Origin of the sequence: Glycomyces artemisiae (assembly GCF_003002955.1) — a bacterium.
In the GTDB taxonomy this organism is placed as follows: domain Bacteria; phylum Actinomycetota; class Actinomycetes; order Mycobacteriales; family Micromonosporaceae; genus Glycomyces; species Glycomyces artemisiae.
In genome coordinates, this window is sequence record NZ_PVTJ01000002.1 from 364,361 (window position 1) to 382,515 (window position 18,155).

At 72.7% G+C, this 18,155-nt stretch carries 19 protein-coding genes; 11 read left to right on the forward strand and 8 right to left on the reverse strand.

The genetic code is table 11. The features are described 5' to 3' along the window. Positions 1-116: 116 nt before the first annotated feature. The gene (locus B0I28_RS06205) at positions 117-1,418 is read left to right on the forward strand and encodes an MFS transporter (protein WP_106362928.1); all 1,302 of its coding nucleotides are present in this window, start codon (positions 117-119) and stop codon (positions 1,416-1,418) included. A gap of 73 nt (positions 1,419-1,491) precedes the next feature. On the opposite strand, the gene B0I28_RS06210 is transcribed toward B0I28_RS06205, so the two are convergent. The 5 genes from B0I28_RS06210 to B0I28_RS06230 all read right to left on the reverse strand — a co-directional run bounded on the left by B0I28_RS06210 (position 1,492) and on the right by B0I28_RS06230 (position 5,132). Continuing rightward, entirely contained in the window at positions 1,492-2,565 is a 1,074-nt protein-coding gene (locus B0I28_RS06210) for an ABC transporter ATP-binding protein (RefSeq protein ID WP_106362929.1), read from the reverse strand. Next, positions 2,562-3,362, reverse strand: a complete 801-nt coding sequence (locus B0I28_RS06215; protein ID WP_106362930.1) for an ABC transporter permease — start codon at positions 3,360-3,362, stop codon at positions 2,562-2,564. Before B0I28_RS06215 ends, B0I28_RS06210 begins: the two co-directional genes overlap by 4 nt. A 24-nt stretch (positions 3,363-3,386) precedes the next feature. Continuing rightward, positions 3,387-4,160: a molybdate ABC transporter substrate-binding protein gene (gene modA, locus B0I28_RS06220; RefSeq protein WP_106362931.1), complete on the reverse strand. Its 774-nt coding sequence runs from the start codon at positions 4,158-4,160 to the stop codon at positions 3,387-3,389. A 27-nt stretch (positions 4,161-4,187) separates the two neighbouring features. Next, positions 4,188-4,571: a TOBE domain-containing protein gene (locus B0I28_RS06225; protein WP_106362932.1), complete on the reverse strand. Its 384-nt coding sequence runs from the start codon at positions 4,569-4,571 to the stop codon at positions 4,188-4,190. A gap of 219 nt (positions 4,572-4,790) precedes the next feature. Continuing rightward, positions 4,791-5,132: a metallopeptidase family protein gene (locus B0I28_RS06230; protein ID WP_106362933.1), complete on the reverse strand. Its 342-nt coding sequence runs from the start codon at positions 5,130-5,132 to the stop codon at positions 4,791-4,793. Between the two features lie 65 nt (positions 5,133-5,197). On the opposite strand from B0I28_RS06230, the gene serS reads away from it, so the two are divergent. Next, entirely contained in the window at positions 5,198-6,457 is a 1,260-nt protein-coding gene (serS, locus tag B0I28_RS06235) for a serine--tRNA ligase (protein ID WP_106363419.1), read from the forward strand. Between the two features lie 185 nt (positions 6,458-6,642). Here serS and B0I28_RS06240 read toward each other — a convergent pair whose 3' ends face one another. Then, a complete protein-coding gene (locus tag B0I28_RS06240) occupies positions 6,643-7,008 on the reverse strand; it encodes a DUF488 domain-containing protein (RefSeq protein WP_106362934.1) in 366 nt (121 codons plus the stop codon). Positions 7,009-7,137: 129 nt separating this feature from the next. On the opposite strand from B0I28_RS06240, the gene B0I28_RS06245 reads away from it, so the two are divergent. From B0I28_RS06245 to B0I28_RS06255, 3 genes are all read left to right on the forward strand, one after another. Then, positions 7,138-7,992, forward strand: coding sequence for an HAD family hydrolase (locus B0I28_RS06245; protein WP_106362935.1), 855 nt, complete (start codon positions 7,138-7,140; stop codon positions 7,990-7,992). Positions 7,993-8,056: 64 nt separating this feature from the next. Beyond that, positions 8,057-8,884 carry an HAD family hydrolase gene (locus B0I28_RS06250; protein ID WP_106362936.1) on the forward strand — a complete coding sequence of 276 codons (828 nt, stop codon included), beginning with the start codon at positions 8,057-8,059 and terminating at the stop codon, positions 8,882-8,884. Positions 8,885-9,011: 127 nt separating this feature from the next. After that, the gene (locus B0I28_RS06255; RefSeq protein WP_181245658.1) at positions 9,012-10,214 is read left to right on the forward strand and encodes a cytochrome P450; all 1,203 of its coding nucleotides are present in this window, start codon (positions 9,012-9,014) and stop codon (positions 10,212-10,214) included. 87 nt (positions 10,215-10,301) lie between these two features. Here B0I28_RS06255 and B0I28_RS06260 read toward each other — a convergent pair whose 3' ends face one another. Further along, entirely contained in the window at positions 10,302-11,939 is a 1,638-nt protein-coding gene (locus B0I28_RS06260) for an ABC-F family ATP-binding cassette domain-containing protein (protein WP_106362937.1), read from the reverse strand. Positions 11,940-12,024: 85 nt separating this feature from the next. Here B0I28_RS06260 and B0I28_RS27130 point away from each other — a divergent pair, with 85 nt between their 5' ends. Next, positions 12,025-12,180: a hypothetical protein gene (locus tag B0I28_RS27130; protein ID WP_181245659.1), complete on the forward strand. Its 156-nt coding sequence runs from the start codon at positions 12,025-12,027 to the stop codon at positions 12,178-12,180. A 30-nt stretch (positions 12,181-12,210) separates the two neighbouring features. Further along, positions 12,211-13,128: an AraC family transcriptional regulator gene (locus B0I28_RS06265; protein ID WP_106362938.1), complete on the forward strand. Its 918-nt coding sequence runs from the start codon at positions 12,211-12,213 to the stop codon at positions 13,126-13,128. A gap of 64 nt (positions 13,129-13,192) precedes the next feature. Here the strand turns inward: B0I28_RS06265 and B0I28_RS06270 are convergent, their stop codons facing one another. Next, positions 13,193-14,122, reverse strand: a complete 930-nt coding sequence (locus tag B0I28_RS06270; RefSeq protein ID WP_106362939.1) for an SAM-dependent methyltransferase — start codon at positions 14,120-14,122, stop codon at positions 13,193-13,195. A gap of 126 nt (positions 14,123-14,248) precedes the next feature. On the opposite strand from B0I28_RS06270, the gene B0I28_RS06275 reads away from it, so the two are divergent. Genes B0I28_RS06275 through B0I28_RS06290 form a run of 4 tightly spaced genes read left to right on the forward strand, consistent with a single transcriptional unit; the run spans position 14,249 to position 17,890 of the window. Continuing rightward, positions 14,249-15,151, forward strand: a complete 903-nt coding sequence (locus B0I28_RS06275) for a Rossmann-like and DUF2520 domain-containing protein (protein ID WP_106362940.1) — start codon at positions 14,249-14,251, stop codon at positions 15,149-15,151. Beyond that, complete coding sequence (gene panC, locus B0I28_RS06280) at positions 15,148-15,975, forward strand: pantoate--beta-alanine ligase (RefSeq protein ID WP_106362941.1); 828 nt, start codon at positions 15,148-15,150, stop codon at positions 15,973-15,975. The genes B0I28_RS06275 and panC overlap by 4 nt, the downstream gene beginning before the upstream one ends. After that, the gene (gene panD / locus B0I28_RS06285; RefSeq protein WP_106362942.1) at positions 15,972-16,394 is read left to right on the forward strand and encodes an aspartate 1-decarboxylase; all 423 of its coding nucleotides are present in this window, start codon (positions 15,972-15,974) and stop codon (positions 16,392-16,394) included. Before panC ends, panD begins: the two co-directional genes overlap by 4 nt. Before the next feature lie 11 nt (positions 16,395-16,405). Then, entirely contained in the window at positions 16,406-17,890 is a 1,485-nt protein-coding gene (locus tag B0I28_RS06290) for a S10 family peptidase (protein ID WP_106362943.1), read from the forward strand. Positions 17,891-18,155 lie beyond the last annotated feature (265 nt).

Consider the following 18,155-nt stretch of genomic DNA (forward strand, 5'->3'; position numbering starts at 1 on the left):
CCGGGCGGCCCCGCGCCGCCCGCTCCGCCGACCTCACGGAAAGTCGTGAAAGAACTACTTCGGAAAAATCTGAAAAACCTCTTTCGCAACCCGATGTGAAAGCGTATCTTCGAAATATGTCTTTCACATCCTTCCTCGACGGGACCCGCTGGTCCGACGTCTACACCGCCGCGGCCTGCGCGTTCCTCGCCGGCACGGCCATGTTCACGGCCGACTTCGCCCTCACCCTCCGCCTCCAGACCGACGGCTACGGCGGCATCGCCATCGCCGCGCTCATCATCTGCGCGACCCTCCCCCTCGTCGTCCTCTCCCCGGTCACCGGCCGCCTCGCCGACCGCTTCGACAGCCGCACCCTCATGGCCTGCTCGGGCCTCCTCCAGGCCGCCTCGATCGTCGCGATGGCGTTCACCGACAACCTGATCGCCCTGTACGCGCTGGTGATCCTGAACGCCTGCGGCACCGCGGTCAACATGCCGGTCGTGAGCGCGCTCGTCCCGGTCATGGCCGAGCCGAAGGACCTCCCGCACGCCGTGGCGATGGTCCAGACCGGCACCCTCACCGGCCTCGCCGCCGGACCGGCCCTCGCCGGGGTCGTCATCGGCGCCCACTCCGCCGCCGCGGCCCTCATGCTCGCCGCCGGGTTCGCGCTCCTGCGCGTGCTGTGCTGCCTCGACATCCGCACCCGCCGCGGCGGCGTGCGCCGCGACCCCGCCGCGCAGGCCGCGACGGACGCGGCCCCGTGGCGGCTCGGCGGCGACCGGCTGCTCACCGCGATGGTCTTCGGCCTCAGCGCCGTCATCGCCGCGATGTGCGCCGTGAACGTCCTCAGCGTGTTCCTCGTTCGCGAGGTCTACGACGCGACCGAGTCGATGTACGGCCTCATCAAGTCCTGCTGGACCGTGGGCATGGTCGCGGGGGCGTGGCTCGCCGCGGCGCTGATCCGCCGCCTCGACCGGGACGTGCAGCTCGCGTGGATGCTCATGGCGTGCCTCGCCGGGGTCGGCCTGGTGTGCATCGGGCAGGGCGTGCCGCTCGCGTCGGTGCTGCTCATGGTGCCGCTCAACCTGATCGGCGGCATGTTCAACGCGGGCGAGAACTCGGCGCTGGGCATCGCGGTGGCCCGCCGCGTGCCGGAGGCGTTCCGGGGCCGCGCGAACGCCGCGGTGAACGGCCGCGTCAACGCGGCCCAGCTCATCGGGTTCCTCCTCGGCGGCGCGATGTCCACGGTCATGGACGTGCAGGCCGCGTTCATCGCGGTCGGCCTCGTCTCGATCGCGATCGTCCTCGCCTGCCTCCCCCTCATCCGCCGCGCCGCCCGAGCGGACGGCGCCGGCGGCACCCCCGCCGCCCGGCCCGCCCCGGAGCGCGCCCTCGCGGGCGCCGCCGCCTTAGCCCCGCGCCCGCCGCGGGGATGGTGAAAGCAGGCCCGCCGACAGGAAACAGGAGAACAGAGGGCCGGAGGCAGTGCGTGCCTCCGGCCCTCGCTGTACGTCAAGCCGGGTAGGCGCGGATCTCCGCGGCCTTGACCGCGGCCCAGACCTCCTGGCCGGGTTCGAGGCCGAGCTGGGCGGCGGCGGCCGGGGTGATGTCGGCCGCCGCGCGGAGGGGGCCGTCGAGCTGGACGCGCAGGTGGTCGCCGTGGCGGTGGACCCCGGCGACGACCGCGCGCCACGTGTTGCGCGGGCTCCCGTCGGGCCGGGACCGGAACAGCGCCACCGCGCTCGGCGGGAACGCCGCGAACGCGTCGCCCTCCAGGGGCTCGGCGGTCGCGAGCGACTCGCCCGAGGCGAGCGCCACGGTCCGCCCGGAGGCGTTGCCGCGGTACAGGTTCAGGCCCACGAGCCGCGCGATGTAGTCGGTGCGCGGCCGGGCCGTGATCGACTCGGCGTCGCCCTCCTGGACCGCGCGGCCGTCCTCGACGACCACGAGGCGGTCGGCGAGCATGAGCGCGTCCACCGGATCGTGCGTCACGAGCACCGCCGGGCCCGCGAGCCCGGCGAGGTGCCGGTGGAGTTCGGCGCGCATGTCGAGGCGGGTGCGCGCGTCGAGGGCCGCGAGCGGCTCGTCGAGGAGCAGCAGCGCCGGGTCGGTGGCGAGCGCCCGCGCGAGCGCCACGCGCTGCGCCTGCCCGCCCGAGAGCTGCCCGGGGCGGCGCTTCCCGAAGTCCCCCAGGCCGACCCGGCCCAGCCAGTCGGCCGCGAGGGCCCGCGCCTCGGCGCGGCCTCGGCCGCGGCGCCGCGGCCCGAACGCGACGTTGTCGACCGCGCTCAGGTGCGGGAACAGCAGGTAGTCCTGGAAGACGACGCCGATGCGGCGGTGCTCGGGCGGCACCCAGCGCGCGGTCCCGGAGGGGTGTTCGAGACCGGCACCGTCGAGGAGGGTCCCGTCGAGGTCGATGTGCCCGCCCGAGAGCGCCTCCAGGCCCGCGAGGGCCCGCAGTGCGGTGGTCTTCCCGGCGCCGTTGGGGCCCAGGAGGGCCACGGTCTCGCCGGGCGCGGCCGTCAGGCGCAGGTCGAGGCGGAAGGACCCGCGGTCCACCACCAGGTGCGCGTCGAGGCCGCTCATGCGACGGCCGTCCAGCGGTCGCGCAGCGACGCGAGCACCGCCACGGAGACGGCGAGGAGGATCAGGCTGAGCACGATCGCGGCCTCCAGGTCCGATTGCAGCGCAAGGTAGACCGCGAGCGGCATGGTCTGCGTGCGGCCGGGGAAGTTCCCGGCGAACGTGATGGTCGCGCCGAACTCGCCGAGCGCCCGCGCCCAGCACAGGACCGCCCCGGCGAGGACGCCCGGGGCGATCATCGGGAGCGTCACGCGGGAGAAGACGGTCCACCGGCCCGCGCCGAGGGTCGCGGCGGCCTCCTCGAAGCGCACGTCGGCGCCGCGCAGCGCGCCTTCGACGGAGACGACGAGGAACGGCATCGACACGAACGTCATCGCGAGGACGACCGCGGTGGTGGAGAACGGGATCGTGACGTCGAACCGCTCGTGGAGCCACGAGCCGACGAAGCCGCTGCGCCCGAACACGAGGAGCAGCGCGACGCCGCCGACCACGGGCGGGAGCACCAGCGGCACCGTCACGAGCGCGCGCAGGAGGCTGCGGCCGGGGAAGTCGCCGCGGGCGAGGAGCCACGCGATGGGGACGCCGAACAGGAGCGACAGCGCGGTGGCGAGCGTGGCGGTGACGAGGGACAGGCGCAGGGCGTCGAGCATCGCGGGCTCGGCGAGGCGCGCGGGCAGCTCGGTCCACGGGGCGCGGGCGAGGAGGCCCGCGAGGGGGAGGATGAGGAACGCCAGGCCGACCGCGGCGGGCGCGAGCAGCGCGGCCGGGACGCGGCGGCGCCGGGTTCGCTTGGCGGGCATGGCGTTCCCCTCCTCCGTCTCCGGTTAGGGCCGCTGGAATCCGGCGGCTTCGAGGACCGACCAGGCGTCGTCGCCGAGGACGTACTCGGTGAACTCGGCGGCCAGGTAGGTTTCGCGGGCGTCGGCGAGCGCGGAGATCGGGTAGGCGTTCACGGCCTCGGCGGACTCGGGGAACTCGACGGCGTCGACCTCGTCGTCCGCGGCGATGGCGTCGGTGCGGTAGACGAGCGCGGCGTCCACTTCGCCGAGGGTGAGCTTCTGGAGGGTGGACTTGACGTCGGCCTCGTAGGTGACGGGCGCGAGGTCGGCACCGGAGGCGGCGACGGCGGTCTCGGCGGCGGCGCCGCAGGGGACTTCCGCGGCGCAGGCGGCGAAGTCGAGGCCCGCGAGGTCGGCGAGGCCGGTGACGCCGTCGGGGTTGCCTTCGGGGACGGCGATGACGAGCTGGTTGAGGGCGAACACCTGCGGGTCGACCGCGGCGCCGGCGTCGGTCACCTTGTCCATGTTCTTCTGGTCGGCGGAGGCGAACACGTCGGCGGGGGCGCCTTCGGTGATCTGCGCGGCGAGGTCGGAGGAGGCGGCGAAGCCGAACTCGACGGTGACGCCGGGGTGCTCGGCTTCGAATTGGTCGCCGATCTCGGTGAACGCCTCGGTGAGGGAGGCGGCGGCGAGGACGGTGAGGGTGGCCGGCTTGATGTCGGGGTCGGTCTGGTCGAGGTCGTCGCCGCCGCTGCACGCGGTGAGGGCGGCGAGCGCGAGGGCGGCGGTGAGGGCGAGGGCGGGTGTGGTGCGGCGCATGCGGGGCTCCCGGTTCGGCGCTGGCCGTCAGGCTTCGACGACGACGTTGGTGGACTTGACGACCGCGGTCGCGAGCGAGCCGACTTCGAGGCCGAGGTCGTCGACGGCTTCCCGGCTCATGAGCGACACGACCCGGAAGGGGCCGACCTGGAGGTCGACCTGGGCCATGACCTGGTCCTTGACGATCGCGGTGACGATGCCGCGCAGCCGGTTGCGCGCCGAGGAGGTCCCGTTGCCGTCGGGCGCGGCGGCCCGGTCGCGGGCGAACGCGGCCAGGTCGGCGCCGGTGATCGCCCGGTGCCCGTGCTCGTCGCGCTCGGCGTCGAGCCGCCCGGCGTCGATCCAGCGGCGGAGGGTGTCGGCGGAGACCCCGAGCAGCTCGGCGGCCTCCCCGATGCGAAACGTCGTCACCGTACGAGCATAACCTCGCGGATGCGACGCCAGTGCTGGCAACTGCTCGCATTTGCAAACTCGTTAGCGTGAAACCCTCGTGTTTGCGGCTCCGGCAGAATGTCGGACCCCTGTGGCACGGTTTTTGAACCGGGGGCCCGCTGGTTGGTCGGGACGCGCGGCCGAACAGCGGCTTGTGCTGCCCTCGAAGCGCAGCCCCGCCGCCCGCAAGCGGCCCCGTCAGCCCCAGCCGAGTTCGTGGAGCCGCTCCTCCTCGATACCGAAGTGGTGGGCGATCTCGTGGACGACCGTGACCGCGACCTCCTCCACGACCTCCTCGGGCGTGGAGCACATGCGCAGGGTCGGGCCGCGGTAGATCGTGATGGTGTCAGGGAGGACCCCGCCGTACTCCCAGCCGCGGTCGGTGAGGGCCGTGCCCTGGTAGAGGCCCAGGAGCTCCTTGTCGGCGCCCTCGGGTTCCTCGTCGACCAGGATCACCACGTTGTCGAGCATCGCCATCAGTTCGGCGGGCACCGCGTCGAGCGCGTCCGACACCGCCGCCTCGAAGTCCGCCTCGTCCATATCTACCGCCACACGCCCACAATATGCGCTGGGGAGGCCCGCGGCCCGGCCGGTAATCTGTGGACGTGATTGATCTGCGAGCACTGCGAGAGCACCCTGACGCCTACCGCGACAGCCAGCGCAAGCGGGGCGCGTCCCCGGACGCCGTCGACGCCCTGCTCTCCGCCGACTCCGAGCACCGCAGTGCGCTCCAGGCCTTCGAGACGCTCCGCGCCGACCAGAAGGGCCTGGGGAAGCGGATCGCGGGCGCCGCGGCTGACGAGAAGCAGGCGCTGCTCGAACGCACGAAGACCCTGGCCGCCGAGGTCAAGGAGGCCGAGGCGCGCGTGACCGAGACGGCCGCGGCGTTCGACGCGGCCGGGAAGGCCATCCCGAACCTGGTCGCCGAGGCCGCGCCGCCCGGCGGCGAAGACGACTACGTGGTGCTCCGCGAGGTCGGCGAGCGCACCGAGATCGAGGACCCGAAGGACCACCTGGAGATCGGCACCGCGCTGGGCCTGCTCGACACCGAGCGGGGCGCGAAGGTCTCGGGCTCGCGGTTCTACTACCTGACCGGCGACGGGGCGCTGCTCCAGCTGGCGATGCTGAACCTGGCGATGGCGCAGGCGGTGGAGACGGGCTTCACGCCGATGATCCCGCCGGTGCTGGTGCGCCCGGACGCCATGGAGGGCACGGGTTTCCTCGGCGAGCACTCCGACGAGATCTACTACCTGGAGCGCGACGAGCAGTACCTGGTCGGGACCTCTGAGGTGCCGCTCGCGGCGTACCACTCGGGGGAGAACCTGGGCGAGCTGACGCGGCCGGTGCGGTACGCCGGCTGGTCGTCGTGCTTCCGGCGCGAGGCGGGCTCGTACGGGAAGGACACGCGGGGGATCATCCGGGTGCACCAGTTCGACAAGGTCGAGATGTTCTCGTACTGCCGGCCCGAGGACGCGGCGGCGGAGCACGAGAAGCTTCTGTCCTATGAGGAGCAGATGCTCCAGAAGATGGAGCTGCCGTACCGGGTCATCGACGTGGCCGCGGGCGACCTGGGGACGTCGGCGTCGCGGAAGTTCGACTGCGAGGCGTGGGTGCCGACGCAGGGGCGCTACCGGGAGCTGACGTCGACGTCGAACTGCACGACGTTCCAGGCGCGGCGCTTGAACGTGAAGTACCGGGACGAGCAGGGCCGCAACGCGGTCGCGGCGACGCTGAACGGGACGCTCGCGACGACGCGCTGGATCGTGGCGATCCTGGAGAACCACCAGCTGCCCGACGGGTCGGTGTCGGTGCCGAAGGCGCTGCGCCCGTTCCTGGGCAAGGACGTCATCGAGCCGAAGAAGTAGCCCGGACGCGTTTCAGAGCATGGAGCGGCCCGCCGACCTTCCGGTCGGCGGGCCGTTGTCGTCGCTGATGGGCCGGTCCGTTTCGCGGGCAGCCCAAGCCGCTGTTCGGTCGCGCGTCCCGCCCAATCTGCGGGCCCCCGGTTCAAAGACCGTGCCACAGGGGTCCGACATTCCGGTGGGCGGCGCTAATCCGAGAGTTGCTCGTCGAGCCAGGCTTTGAGGACGAGGGCGTGGTTGACCTCGGGGTCCTTGGCGGCGTAGAGGAGCGTGACGGGGCCCTGGCGGGCGGCGTCGAGGAGCGGCTGGGCGCGTTCGGGGTGGCCGTCGAGTTCGCTGCGGTAGCGGCCGGTGAACTCCTCGAAGCGGTCGGCCATGTGGCCGAACCAGATGCGGAGGTTCGGGGAGGGCGCCGCGTCCTGGGCCCACTCGACGCCGTCGAGGTCCTCCTTGCTGACCCCGCGCGGCCACAGCCGGTCGACCAGGAACACCGTCCCGGCCCGCTGCGGGTCCCGGCGGTAGTCGTAGACGCGTTCGATCGTGATGTCGGACATGTACGCACGGTATGCCCCTTCGGCCAGTGATGAGGGTGTTTGGTGTGATTGCAGCTTTCATGAGGCCGGCCACGTGAGTTCAGCCGCTCGACACCCTGCCGTTCACCCGCGCCGGGCTACCGTTGAGGCGTGTCAGACATCGCCCCGGCCCCGTTGAGCAGAGAGCAGCCCCCGAAGCTCGTCGCCGTGGACCTCGACGGCACGGTCGTCGACTACCACGACGAGCAGCTCACGACCCCCAGCCGCGCCGTGATCGACGCGATCGGGCGGGTCAGGGAGGCGGGCGTGCCGGTCGCGGTCGTCACCGGCCGGGCCCTGTGGGGCACGATCCGCACCGCCACCGACCTGGGGCTCGACGAGGGGTTCGCGTCGGCGAACCACGGCGCCGCCGAGTTCGACCTGGGCCGCGGCGAGGTCTCCTACGAGGCCGTGGTGGACGTGCGGTCGGCGGTCGAGGCGTTCCTCGCGGCGGACGGGGCCGTGGAGTTCGCCGTCGCGCACGGCCTCGACGGCTGGTGGCACACGAAGGGCTTCAAGCGGGACTTCCACGCGAAGTGGGCCGGGGTCATCGGCCTCGACGACCTCCTGGACCGCCCGGCGGCCCGGATCGTCGCGCGCGTGGCCTCCGACAACAAGTACGGGAGCGCCACGCGCTGCCCGCACGCGATGCGGCTCGCCGAGGGCGCGGCCCTCGACCCGCTCGCGTACCACGTGGAGGTCGGCTATAACGGCTGGGTCGACATCGGACCGCCCGGGGTGACGAAGGCGACCGGCATCGCCCGCATCGCCGAGCGCTACGGCGTATCATCGGCCGACACCGTGGTCTTCGGCGACGCCCACAACGACCTGACCATGTTCGCGTGGGCCGGACACGCCGTCGCGATGGCGCAGGCGGACCCCGACGTGCGGGCCGCCGCGGACGAGGTCGCGCCCTCGGTGTGGGAGGACGGCGTCGCGAAGGTGCTGGCCCGCTGGTTCCCCTGATCCCGGCGGAGGTTCGACGAACGAGCGATTCGCGGCAGCGGGTCGAGACTACCGAGGAGGACGCATGATCCAACTGGCCCGGCTCCCGAAGCTCGTCGCGACGGACCTCGACGGGACGGTCGTCCGCTCGGACGAGTCCGTCTCCCCCAGAACGATGTCGGCGCTCAAGCGGCTCGCCGCCTCCGGGGTGATCCTGGTGGGCGCCACCGGCCGCGGCCCGCGGCTGCTCGACATGTGCCGCAACGACGTCCCCTCGGCGGACTTCCTGGTCCTCGGCCAGGGCGCGTTCGTGTACGAGTGCCGCTACGACGACACGGTCGTGCAGCTCGCCGACCGGTCCGTGGACGGCGAGGTCCTGCACGAGGCGTTGCGGCTCATCGAAGCCGAGGTCGGCCCGGTGCGCGCGCTCGCCGAGCCCGCCGACCCGGACCGGCCGCTCACCGGCGACGAGATGCCCGACTGGCCGTGGCCCGCGGTGCGCTTGGAGACCGCGCCCCGCGACGTCGCATTCACCGGCCCGATGGTCAAGGGCTACTTCGTGTCCGACAACTACTCGGGCCCCGAGCTGCTCGTCGCCGCGCAGGACGTCATCGACGAGAACCTGGTCACCGTCACCGAATCGGGCGTCGGGATGCTCGAAGTGTGCCCCGTGGGGGTGACGAAGGCCGCCGGGATCCAGGTCGTGCTCGACAAGTTCGGCATCGACTGGTCCGACGTGCTCGTCTTCGGCGACGCCACCAACGACCTGTCGATGATGCGCGCCGCCGGGCACTCGGTCGCGATGCCCAACGGGCACCCGTGGGTGCAGGCCGCGGCCAGCGAGATCGCCCCCGCGGGCAACAACGACGACGGCGTCGCCCAGTACGTCGAGGCGCTCCTCGAACTGCCGTAGGCCCGCCCGCGGCACTGTCGGATCAAGGACAGGCGGCGCAGATCCGTTGCGCCCCGGCGCGAACGGCCATAGGCTCCTCCCTGGTGGGATCACTGGCCGAGCACGTTCGCGCACAGGGAGACACCGCATGCCCCCATCCGACGACCCGCCGCACGGGATGCCCTACCGCAGGGAGACCCGCTACGACCCGCCCGCGGCCCTTCTGGAGCTCCAGGACGAGCCGCTGCGGCGCATCAGGTACTACCCCGACGGCGCCGAAGGGTGGCTCGCCACCGGGCACGCCCTGTCGCGGCGGATCCTCGCCGACCCGCGGTTCTCCACCGCCGAGCGGTTCGTGCACTCGCCCACCGACCTCCCGCACGTGTTCGTGTCCATATCGGAGCAGGTGCCGCCCGGGTTCTTCCTGTTCTTCGACCCGCCCGAGCACACCCGCCTGCGCCGCAAGGTCACCGGCGTGTTCACCGTCAAGCGCATGAAGGACCTGGAGCCGCGCATCGCCGACATCGTCGACGGGTGCCTCGCCGCGCTCCGGGCCGCCGGGCCGGGCGCGGACCTGGTGCGCGAGTTCGCGCTCCCCGTCCCGTCCCTGGTGATCTGCGAGATGCTCGGCGTCCCCTACGCCGACCGGGACGCGTTCCAGCGCAACTCGACCGACATGCTCGACCTCTCGCTGTCAGTGGAGGACCGCAACAAGGCCATGGCCGAGCTGTTCGGGTACCTCGTGCAGCTCGTGCCCGCCAAGCGCGCCGACCCCGGCGACGACATGCTCTCCGTGCTCGCCGCCGACGGGGACCTCCACGACGTCGAGACCGCCGGGATCGGCCTCATCCTCCTCGTCGCGGGCCATGAGACCACCGCGAACATGCTGGGCCTGGGCACGATCGCGCTCCTGGAGCACCCGGCCCAGCTCGCCCGCCTCACCGCCGACCCCGGGCTGTGGTCCGCGGCCGTCGAGGAGCTCCTGCGGTACCTCACCGTCGCCCACAACGGCGTCATGCGCATCGCCAAGGAGGACGCCGAGATCGAAGGGCGCCGCATCAGCGCGGGCGACCACGTCACCGTCGCCCTCCAGGCCGCCAACCGCGACCCCGGCAGGTACGAGCGCCCCGGCGACCTCGACGTCGAACGGGACGCCAAGGGGCACCTCGCGTTCGGCCACGGCATCCACCAGTGCGTGGGCCAGCAGCTCGCCCGCGTCGAGATGCGCATCGGCTTCGCGAGGCTCTTCGCGGCATTCCCGGGCCTGCGCCTCGCCGTGCCCTCCGCGGACATCCCCATGCGCAGCGAGATGAACGTCTACGGCGTCCACACGCTGCCCGTCGCCTGGTGAGCGCCCGCCGCCCCTGACCGGCGCGGCCGGGACCGTCGTCCACCAGTGGCGATCCCGGTCGCGCCTTCTCCTTGCGGCGCAACGCGTTCAGCGAACGTCCCAGACCGGTTCGTCGGACTCGACGACCTTGCCGTCGCGCTGGAACACCACGAACCGGTCGAAGCCGCGCGCGAACCAGCGGTCGTGCGTCACCGCGATGACGGTGCCCTCGAACGACTTCAGGCCCTCTTCGAGCGCCTCGGCGCTCGCCAGGTCGAGGTTGTCGGTCGGCTCGTCGAGGAGCAGGCACGTCGCGCCCGACAGCTCCAGCAGCAGCACCATGAACCGGGCCTGCTGCCCGCCCGAGAGCGTCCCGAAGTCCTGTTCGGACTGGAGCGCGAGCTCGTAGCGCGACAGGGCGCTCATCGCCTTCGACCGCTCCAGCGACGGCCGGTCCCGGTCGCCGTCCCACAGGATCTCCCGCAGCGTGCGGCCCGCGAACTCCGGATGCTCGTGCGTCTGCGAGAAGTGCCCCGGATGGACGCGGGCGCCCAGGCGCGCGGTCCCGGTGTGCCGCACCGGCTCCAGCTCGGCGACCACGCCCTGCTCGGGGTCGGTGCCGCCGCGGGCGAGCAGGCGCAGGAAGTGGCTCTTGCCGGTCCCGTTGGCGCCCAGGACCGCGACGCGGTCGCCGTACCAGACCTCCAGGTCGAACGGGAACGTCAGGTCCTCCAGCTCCAGCTGCTCGCACACGACCGCCCGCCTGCCGGTGCGCCCGCCTTCGAGCCTCACGCGGATGTCCTGGTCGCGCGGCGGCTCCGGCGGCGGCCCGGCCTCCTCGAACTTCCGCAGCCGCGTCTGCGCCGCCCGGTACCGGGAGGCCATGTCGGAGTTGAACGCCGCCTTGTTCTTGTACATGAGCATCAGCTCGCGCAGCTTGTGGTGCTCCTCGTCCCAGCGGCGCCGCAGCTCCTCGAACCGCTCGTGGCGGTTGGTGCGCGCCTCGTGCCAGGTCGCGAACCCGCCGCCGTGCGTCCACGCCGTGCCCGCTTCGAGCGTCACCACCCGGTCGGCGGTGTTCGCGAGGACCTCCCGGTCGTGCGAGACGAACAGGATCGACTTGTCCGACTCCCGGATCGCCTGCTCCAGTTCGCGTTTCGCGGGCACGTCGAGGAAGTTGTCCGGCTCGTCGAGCACGAGCACCTCGTCGCGGCCCCGGAGCAGCAGATGCAGCGCGAACCGCTTCTGCTCGCCGCCCGAGAGCGTGCGCAGCGGCCGCGACTCGACCTCCGTCCACGGCAGACCCAGCACCGACACCGCGACCGTGTCGCACACGACCTCGAACTCGTACCCGCCCTCCTCGCCCCAGTCGGCGAGCGCCTGCGCGTACGCGAGCTGGTCGCGCTCGTTCCCGCCAGCCATGCGCGCCTCGGCCTTCCGCCTGCGCTTCCAGACGTCGCGCAGCCGCGGCGGGCCCAGTTCGGCGGCGAGGTCCCCGAGCGGCCGCTCGCCCTCGCGCATGCCCACGAGCTGGCGCATCACGCCCAGGCCGCCGCCGTGCGCGACCGTCCCGGAGTCGGCTTTCAGGTCCCCCGTGACGATCCGGAGCAGCGTCGTCTTGCCCGTCCCGTTCGCGCCGACGAGCGCGACCTTCGCGCCCTCGCCGACACGGAACGACACGTCCGAGAACAGCGTCCGCCCGTCGCCGAGCACGTACCCCACGCCTGAGAGGTCTGCGAATCCCATCCCGCGATTGTGGTCGGACGTGCTCCGCCCGTCAAAGCGTTTGCGGCGGTGGCCGCGGCCCCGGGGACCTGAATACGCTGGAGCGATGAACGACACCCCCGACTCCAGCGGTCCCGAGCGGACCCCCAAGGGCTTCTGGCGGCGATTGTCCGCCAGCGACTGGGTCGAGCTGGCCATCTACGTCGCGTTCGGACTGATCGCGCTCATCGCCGGGATCGGATGGCTGCTCGCGCGGGTGTGATCCCCCCGGACCCCTCCTTACCATTGCGGCATGGACCCGCTCAGCGAACTCCTCGGCGGCATCCGCGCCGAAGGCGCGATCCTCGGCGACGCGCTCCTCAAGGCCCCCTGGGTGGTCCGGTTCGACGACCGGGCCCCGCTCACCATGGTCACCGTCGCCCGCGGCGGCGGCGTGATCCTCCTCGCCGACGGCACCGCCGTCCCCGTGAAGGAGGGCCAGACCGCGGTCGTGCGCGGCCACGAGCCGTTCCGCATGGCCGACGACGCGGCGTCCGTGGAGCGCCCGCACCTCGACTACTGGCTCACCTGCTTCGACCCCGAGGCATGCGCCTACGAGGCCGCGCCGCCCGGCGGCGACGGGCCCGCCACGGACCTGTTCGTGGGCGCCTACCGGGCCACCGGGCGCCGCCACGAGCGGCTCCTGCGCGCCCTCCCGCCGGTGGTCGTCGTCGACGACGACGCCGAGACCTCCGCGCTCCTCGCCGTGTGCGCCGACGACCTCGCCTCGCGCAAGCCCGGCACGCAGGCGTACATCGACCGCCTCTTCGACTGGGGCCTGGTCTGCACCCTCCGCACCTGGTTCGACGAGCAGGCCGAGGCGGCCCCGAGCTGGTACCGCGGTTTCGCCGACCCCGTCGCCGGGCCCGCCCTGGAGGCCATCCACACCCGCCCGGCCGCGCCCTGGACCGTCGCCGGGCTCGCCTTGCAGGCGGGCGTGTCCCGGGCGCTGCTCGCCAAGCGCTTCACCGAGGTCATGGGCGAACCGCCGCTCACGTACCTGACGGCGCGGCGCATGGAGCTCGCCGAAGAGCTCCTCGCCGACCCCGACCTCACTGTCGCCCAGATCGCGCGCACCGTCGGCTACGCCGACCAGTTCGGGTTCAGCAACGCGTTCAAGCGCCGCAAAGGCACGAGCCCCACGGCGTATCGAGCGAAGGCCGCCGTCTGAGCCGAGCCTGATGCGATGCCGCGGACCTGGCCGAACGCGCCGCCCGGGACGCCGCGGCGCCGCGTCAGTCCTTGTCGGTGCGCATCCACCAGTGCGCGCCCAGCCCCGCCGGGTCGGCGAGCCGGGCCGCTTCGCCCGACTCGGCGAGCGCCAGCGCGTACTCCACGGGCGACGTGCGCGCCAGGCTGAGCGGCGGCCGCTCGCCGCGCATCCTCAAGGCCCGCAAGGCGTCCCGCTGGCGCACGACGCGGTCGGCGCCGACCGCGTCGACGGCGACGTGGGCGGTCAGGTCGCAGGTGCCGTCCGGGACCGGAGCGGCGAGGCGGCCGTCCTTGAAGCCGGTGAGGGTGCCGCCTTCGGGCCGGGCGTCGGCGGTGTGGCCGTAGTCGACGGCGAGGGCCGTGCCCCGGTCGAGGCGGGCGGTCAGGGCGCGCCAGGCCTCGTCGCGCGGGCGGCCGATCTCGGCGCGCTCGCCCGGGGCCTTGACCGGCCACCACCGGTCGAGCCAGCGTTCGTCGGCTTCGTCGATCCGCGTGCCGGGCCGGACCGCTCCGCGAGGGTCGACTTCCTCGTAGCGGCGGACGCCCTCGGCGTCGACCACGGCGACGTCGCAGGGGACGTTGTCGAGCAGTTCGCACGCGATCAGGAGTCCGGTGAAGTGCTCGGGCGGCTCAGGAGTCCACGCGACGCGCTCGGGGAGGCCTCTCGGTCGGGGGCGGAGCTCGACGGCGGTGAGGGCGATGCGGTCGGGCAGGAGCGCGGCGAGGTGGGCGAGGAGGTCGCCGCCGCCCGCGCCGACGTCGACAACGGTGAATCCGTCGGGCCGCCCGAGACGCTCGTCGGTCTCGGCCGCGAGCCGTGCGACGGCGGCGGCGAAGGCCCTGGTCTGGGCGCTGGTCGCGAAGTGGTTCGCGGGGAGTTCGCGCCGGTAGAACCCGCCGGGGCCGTAGAGGGCGCGGCGCATCGCCTCGCCCCACCGCTCGAATCCGGCCATGCACCGACCCTAGGCGTGCAGTGAGAATCGCCACTCGGGGGCTCCCGGGCTGGCGTTGCCGCGGTGGAGACGCACAATTAACGCGTAAGCAATGACCGGTACCTTCCGAAGGACTGGATCAGCATCATGGATCAGCAGCGCAGCGGCGCGTCGCAGCGACCGGCCTCACGGCTCGCGGTCGGCGTCGTCTCCGCGGGCCGGGTCGGCTCCGTCGTCGGGGCGGCTCTCACCCGCGCCGGCCACCGCGTGGTGGCCGCCTCCGCCGTATCCGACGACTCCCGCAAGCGCGCCGCCCGGCACCTCCCGGGCGCCGAGATCCTCCCTCCCCCTGACGTGGCCGCCGCCGCGGACCTGGTGCTCGTGGCCGTCCCCGACGACGCGATCGGCCCGCTCGTGGCCTCGCTGCCCGTGCGGCCCGGCCAGATCTGGGTCCACACCTCCGGCGCGCTCGGCGTCGAGGCGCTGCGCCCGGCGCGCGACGCGGGGGCGCTGACGATCGCGCTGGCTCCGGCGATGACGTTCACGGGCCGCGACGAGGACCTGGAGCGCCTGAACGGCATCTCGTGGGCCGTCACCGGCGAGGCCGAGGCCCGCTTCGTCGGGGAGGCGCTGGTCCTGGAGATGGGCGGGGAGCCCGAGCACGTGGACGAGGCCGACCGGGCCCGGTACCACGCGGCGCTCGTGTACGCCGCGAACCACCTCATGACGCTCGTGAACGACGCCGCGGACCAGTTGCGCGCCATCGGCATCGCGAAACCGGAGCGGCTCATGGCGCCGCTGGTGTCGGCGTCGCTCGACAACGCCCTGCGGCACGGCGACGCGGCCCTGACGGGGCCGGTGTCCCGCGGCGACGCGGGCACGGTCGCCCGGCACCTGGAGGCCCTCGCGGGCACCGACATCGCCGAGACCTACCGGGCCATGGCCCGGCGCACCGCCGAGCGCGCCCTCGACTCGGGGCGCCTGAGGAGCGCCGACGCCGAGGGCCTGCTCGACGTGCTCGCCCGCCCCGACAAGGAGGAGACGCCATGACGGCGCTCGTTCACACCAAGGCCGACCTGGCGAAGGCCCGCGCCGCCCTGCCCGGGCGCGTCGCGGTCGTCCCGACCATGGGGGCGCTCCACGCGGGCCACCGCGCGAACTTCAAGCGCGCCAAGGAGGTCGCCGATTCGGTGATCGTCACGGTGTTCGTGAACCCGCTCCAGTTCCGCCCGAACGAGGACCTCGACAAGTACCCGCGGACCCTCGACGCGGACCTGGCGATCTGCGAGGCCGACGGCGTGGACCTCGTGTTCGCGCCGAGCGTCGCCGAGATGTACCCGGACGGGCGCGAGGGCCTGACGACGGTGCACGCGGGACCGGACGGGGAGCTCCTCGAAGGCGCGTCGCGGCCCGGGTTCTTCACCGGAGTGCTCACCGTCGTCTCGAAGCTGTTCCACCTGACCCGCCCTGACGTCGCGATGTTCGGCGAGAAGGACTTCCAGCAGCTCGCGATGGTCCGGCGCATGGTGCGCGACCTCGACATGGGGATCGAGATCGTCGCCGTCCCCACCGACCGCGAAGGCGACGGCCTGGCCCGGTCGAGCCGCAACGTGTTCCTGTCGGCGGCCGAGCGGGCCGCCGCGCTCGCGATCCCCCGCGCGATCGAGGCCGCCCAGGCCTCCCCCGACCCGCTCGCCGCCGCCCAGAAGGTCCTGGCGGCCGAGCCCGGCCTGGACGTCGACTACGTCGCCGTCCGGGCGAACGACCTCGGCGAGGCCCCCGACCGGGGTCCGGCGAGGATCCTCATCGCCGCGAAGGCGGGCACGACCCGCCTGATCGACAACGCCCCCGTGAAAGTAGGAGACGCCCGATGATCCGCACCATGTTCAAGTCGAAGATCCACCGCGCCACCGTCACCCAGGCCGACCTGCACTACGTCGGGTCCGTCACCGTGGACGCGGACCTGCTCGACGCCGCCGACATCCTCGACGGCGAGATGGTCGCCATCGTCGACATCACCAACGGCGCGCGCCTGGAGACGTACACGATCGCCGGGGAGCGCGGCACGGGCGTGATCGGCATCAACGGCGCGGCCGCCCGCCTCGTCGCCCCCGGGGACCTTGTGATCCTCATCTCGTACGCGCAGATGGAGGACGCGGAGGCGCGGGCGTTCACGCCCACCGTCGTTCACGTCAACGAGCGCAACGAGATCATCGAGGTCAACGCCGACAAGGCGCACCCCGCGCCCGGAACGGCGGGCAACGTGGTGGCGTCGCCACTAGCCGGGCGGTAAGTTACAGACTCATGAGCGAAGAACCGAAGAACGAGACCGCCGACAAAGCGACCGCCGACGAGGCCAAGAAGGCCGACAAGCCCGACCCCGTCGACGACCTGAAGACCACCCGCCACACCCTGGGCGACCTCGCGTACACGGCCACCACCGGGCGCATCGTGTTCCACGAGGAGGTCACCGAGGACGAGAAGTTCAACGGCCGCAAGCCCAAGGCCGAGGTCTCCATCACGTACTACACCCTCGACGACGCCGACGTCACCGAGCGGCCGGTCACCTTCGCCTTCAACGGCGGCCCCGGTTCGTCCTCGATCTGGCTGCACATGGGCCTGCTCGGCCCGCGCCGCGTCGACTCCGGCGACGCCGGGAACCTCACCCCGCCCCCGTACGGCCTCCTCGACAACGAGGAGACCCTCCTGCGCCACACCGACCTGGTGTTCATCGACCCGATCTCCACCGGCTGGTCGCGCGCCGTCGAGGGCGGCAACCCCCGCGACTACCACGGGTTCACCAAGGACATCGAGTCCGTCAGCGAGATCATCCGCCTGTGGACCACGCGGAACAACCGCTGGCTGTCGCCGAAGTTCCTCATCGGCGAGTCCTACGGCGGCACTCGCGGCGCCGGCATCGCCGAGTACCTCCTCACCCGGTTCGGCCTGGCCCTCAACGGCGTCATGTTCATCGCCCCGGCGTTCAACATGGAGACGCTGTTCCACACCAGCCGCTCCGACCTGCCCGGCCCGCTGTTCCTCCCCATGTACGCGGCCACCGCGCACTACCACGGGCTCCATCCCGACCGCGACCTCGACGACCTCGTCGCCGAGGCCCGCGCCTACGCCGACGAGTACCGCGCGGTCCTCGCCAAGGGCCAGAACCTCGCGCCCGAAGAGCGCGCCGCCGCCGTCGCCAAGATCGCCTCCCTCACCGGCGTCTCCGAGGACTACGTCGACGCCGCGAACCTGCGCCTGGAGCACACCCGCTTCTACGCGGAGCTGCTGCGCCACAAGCGACTCGTCACCGGCCGCCTCGACACCCGCTTCACCGGGCCCGCCGACCACTACACGTACGAGCGGATGCCGTACGACCCGTTCCTCATCGGCACCGACGGGCCGTACACGGCCGCGCTCCAGCACTACGTGCGCACCGAGCTCGAATACGAGAACGAGCACGTCTACGAGCGGCTCTCGCGCGCCGTGCACCCGTGGTCGTACAAGGAGTTCGAGGGCGAGGCCGTCGACGTCATCGGCAGGCTCGGCAACGCCATGCGCCTCAACCCGCACATGAAGGTCCACGTCGCCATGGGCCGCTACGACGGCGGCGTCCCCGTCGAGGCCATCGAGTACACCCTCGACCACCTGGAGATCCCCCTCGAAGCGCGCGCCAGCATCGAGACCAAGACCTACCCGGCCGGCCACATGATGTACGTCCACGAGCCGTCCCGCCTGGCCCAGTCCGCGGACCTCGCCGACTTCGTCCAGCGCGCCTCCGTCCGAGGCTGACCCCACCCGTGACCACCGCGAACCCGGGCCCGGCCTGCACCGCCACCAGCGGCACAGGCCGGGCCCGGCGCTCCTGTCGCACCCCTCGGGCACGCTTGAAAGCGGGGGCGCCTGCGAACCGGCGAATCACTCACATTCCCGACTGCGGGGCCTGGCTACAACACCGCTGTCACACCCCCAAGGCACCTTTGAAAGCGGGGGCGCCAGCGAACCCGCGAATCCTTCGCATTCCCGCCCGTCTGTGTGACGCGATCGTCACGTCCGC

Coding starts and splice junctions, on each gene's coding strand:
- B0I28_RS06275 (WP_106362940.1), top strand. CDS start 14,249: ATGGATCAGCAGCGCAGCGGCGCGTCGCAGCGACCGGCCTCACGGCTC.
- B0I28_RS06240 (WP_106362934.1), bottom strand. CDS start 7,008: ATGTCCGACATCACGATCGAACGCGTCTACGACTACCGCCGGGACCCG.
- B0I28_RS27130 (WP_181245659.1), top strand. CDS start 12,025: ATGAACGACACCCCCGACTCCAGCGGTCCCGAGCGGACCCCCAAGGGC.
- B0I28_RS06270 (WP_106362939.1), bottom strand. CDS start 14,122: ATGGCCGGATTCGAGCGGTGGGGCGAGGCGATGCGCCGCGCCCTCTAC.
- B0I28_RS06215 (WP_106362930.1), bottom strand. CDS start 3,362: ATGCCCGCCAAGCGAACCCGGCGCCGCCGCGTCCCGGCCGCGCTGCTC.
- B0I28_RS06290 (WP_106362943.1), top strand. CDS start 16,406: ATGAGCGAAGAACCGAAGAACGAGACCGCCGACAAAGCGACCGCCGAC.
- B0I28_RS06210 (WP_106362929.1), bottom strand. CDS start 2,565: ATGAGCGGCCTCGACGCGCACCTGGTGGTGGACCGCGGGTCCTTCCGC.
- panD (WP_106362942.1), top strand. CDS start 15,972: ATGATCCGCACCATGTTCAAGTCGAAGATCCACCGCGCCACCGTCACC.
- B0I28_RS06260 (WP_106362937.1), bottom strand. CDS start 11,939: ATGGGATTCGCAGACCTCTCAGGCGTGGGGTACGTGCTCGGCGACGGG.
- B0I28_RS06265 (WP_106362938.1), top strand. CDS start 12,211: ATGGACCCGCTCAGCGAACTCCTCGGCGGCATCCGCGCCGAAGGCGCG.
- panC (WP_106362941.1), top strand. CDS start 15,148: ATGACGGCGCTCGTTCACACCAAGGCCGACCTGGCGAAGGCCCGCGCC.
- B0I28_RS06250 (WP_106362936.1), top strand. CDS start 8,057: ATGATCCAACTGGCCCGGCTCCCGAAGCTCGTCGCGACGGACCTCGAC.
- B0I28_RS06205 (WP_106362928.1), top strand. CDS start 117: ATGTCTTTCACATCCTTCCTCGACGGGACCCGCTGGTCCGACGTCTAC.
- modA (WP_106362931.1), bottom strand. CDS start 4,160: ATGCGCCGCACCACACCCGCCCTCGCCCTCACCGCCGCCCTCGCGCTC.
- B0I28_RS06255 (WP_181245658.1), top strand. CDS start 9,012: ATGCCCCCATCCGACGACCCGCCGCACGGGATGCCCTACCGCAGGGAG.
- B0I28_RS06230 (WP_106362933.1), bottom strand. CDS start 5,132: ATGGACGAGGCGGACTTCGAGGCGGCGGTGTCGGACGCGCTCGACGCG.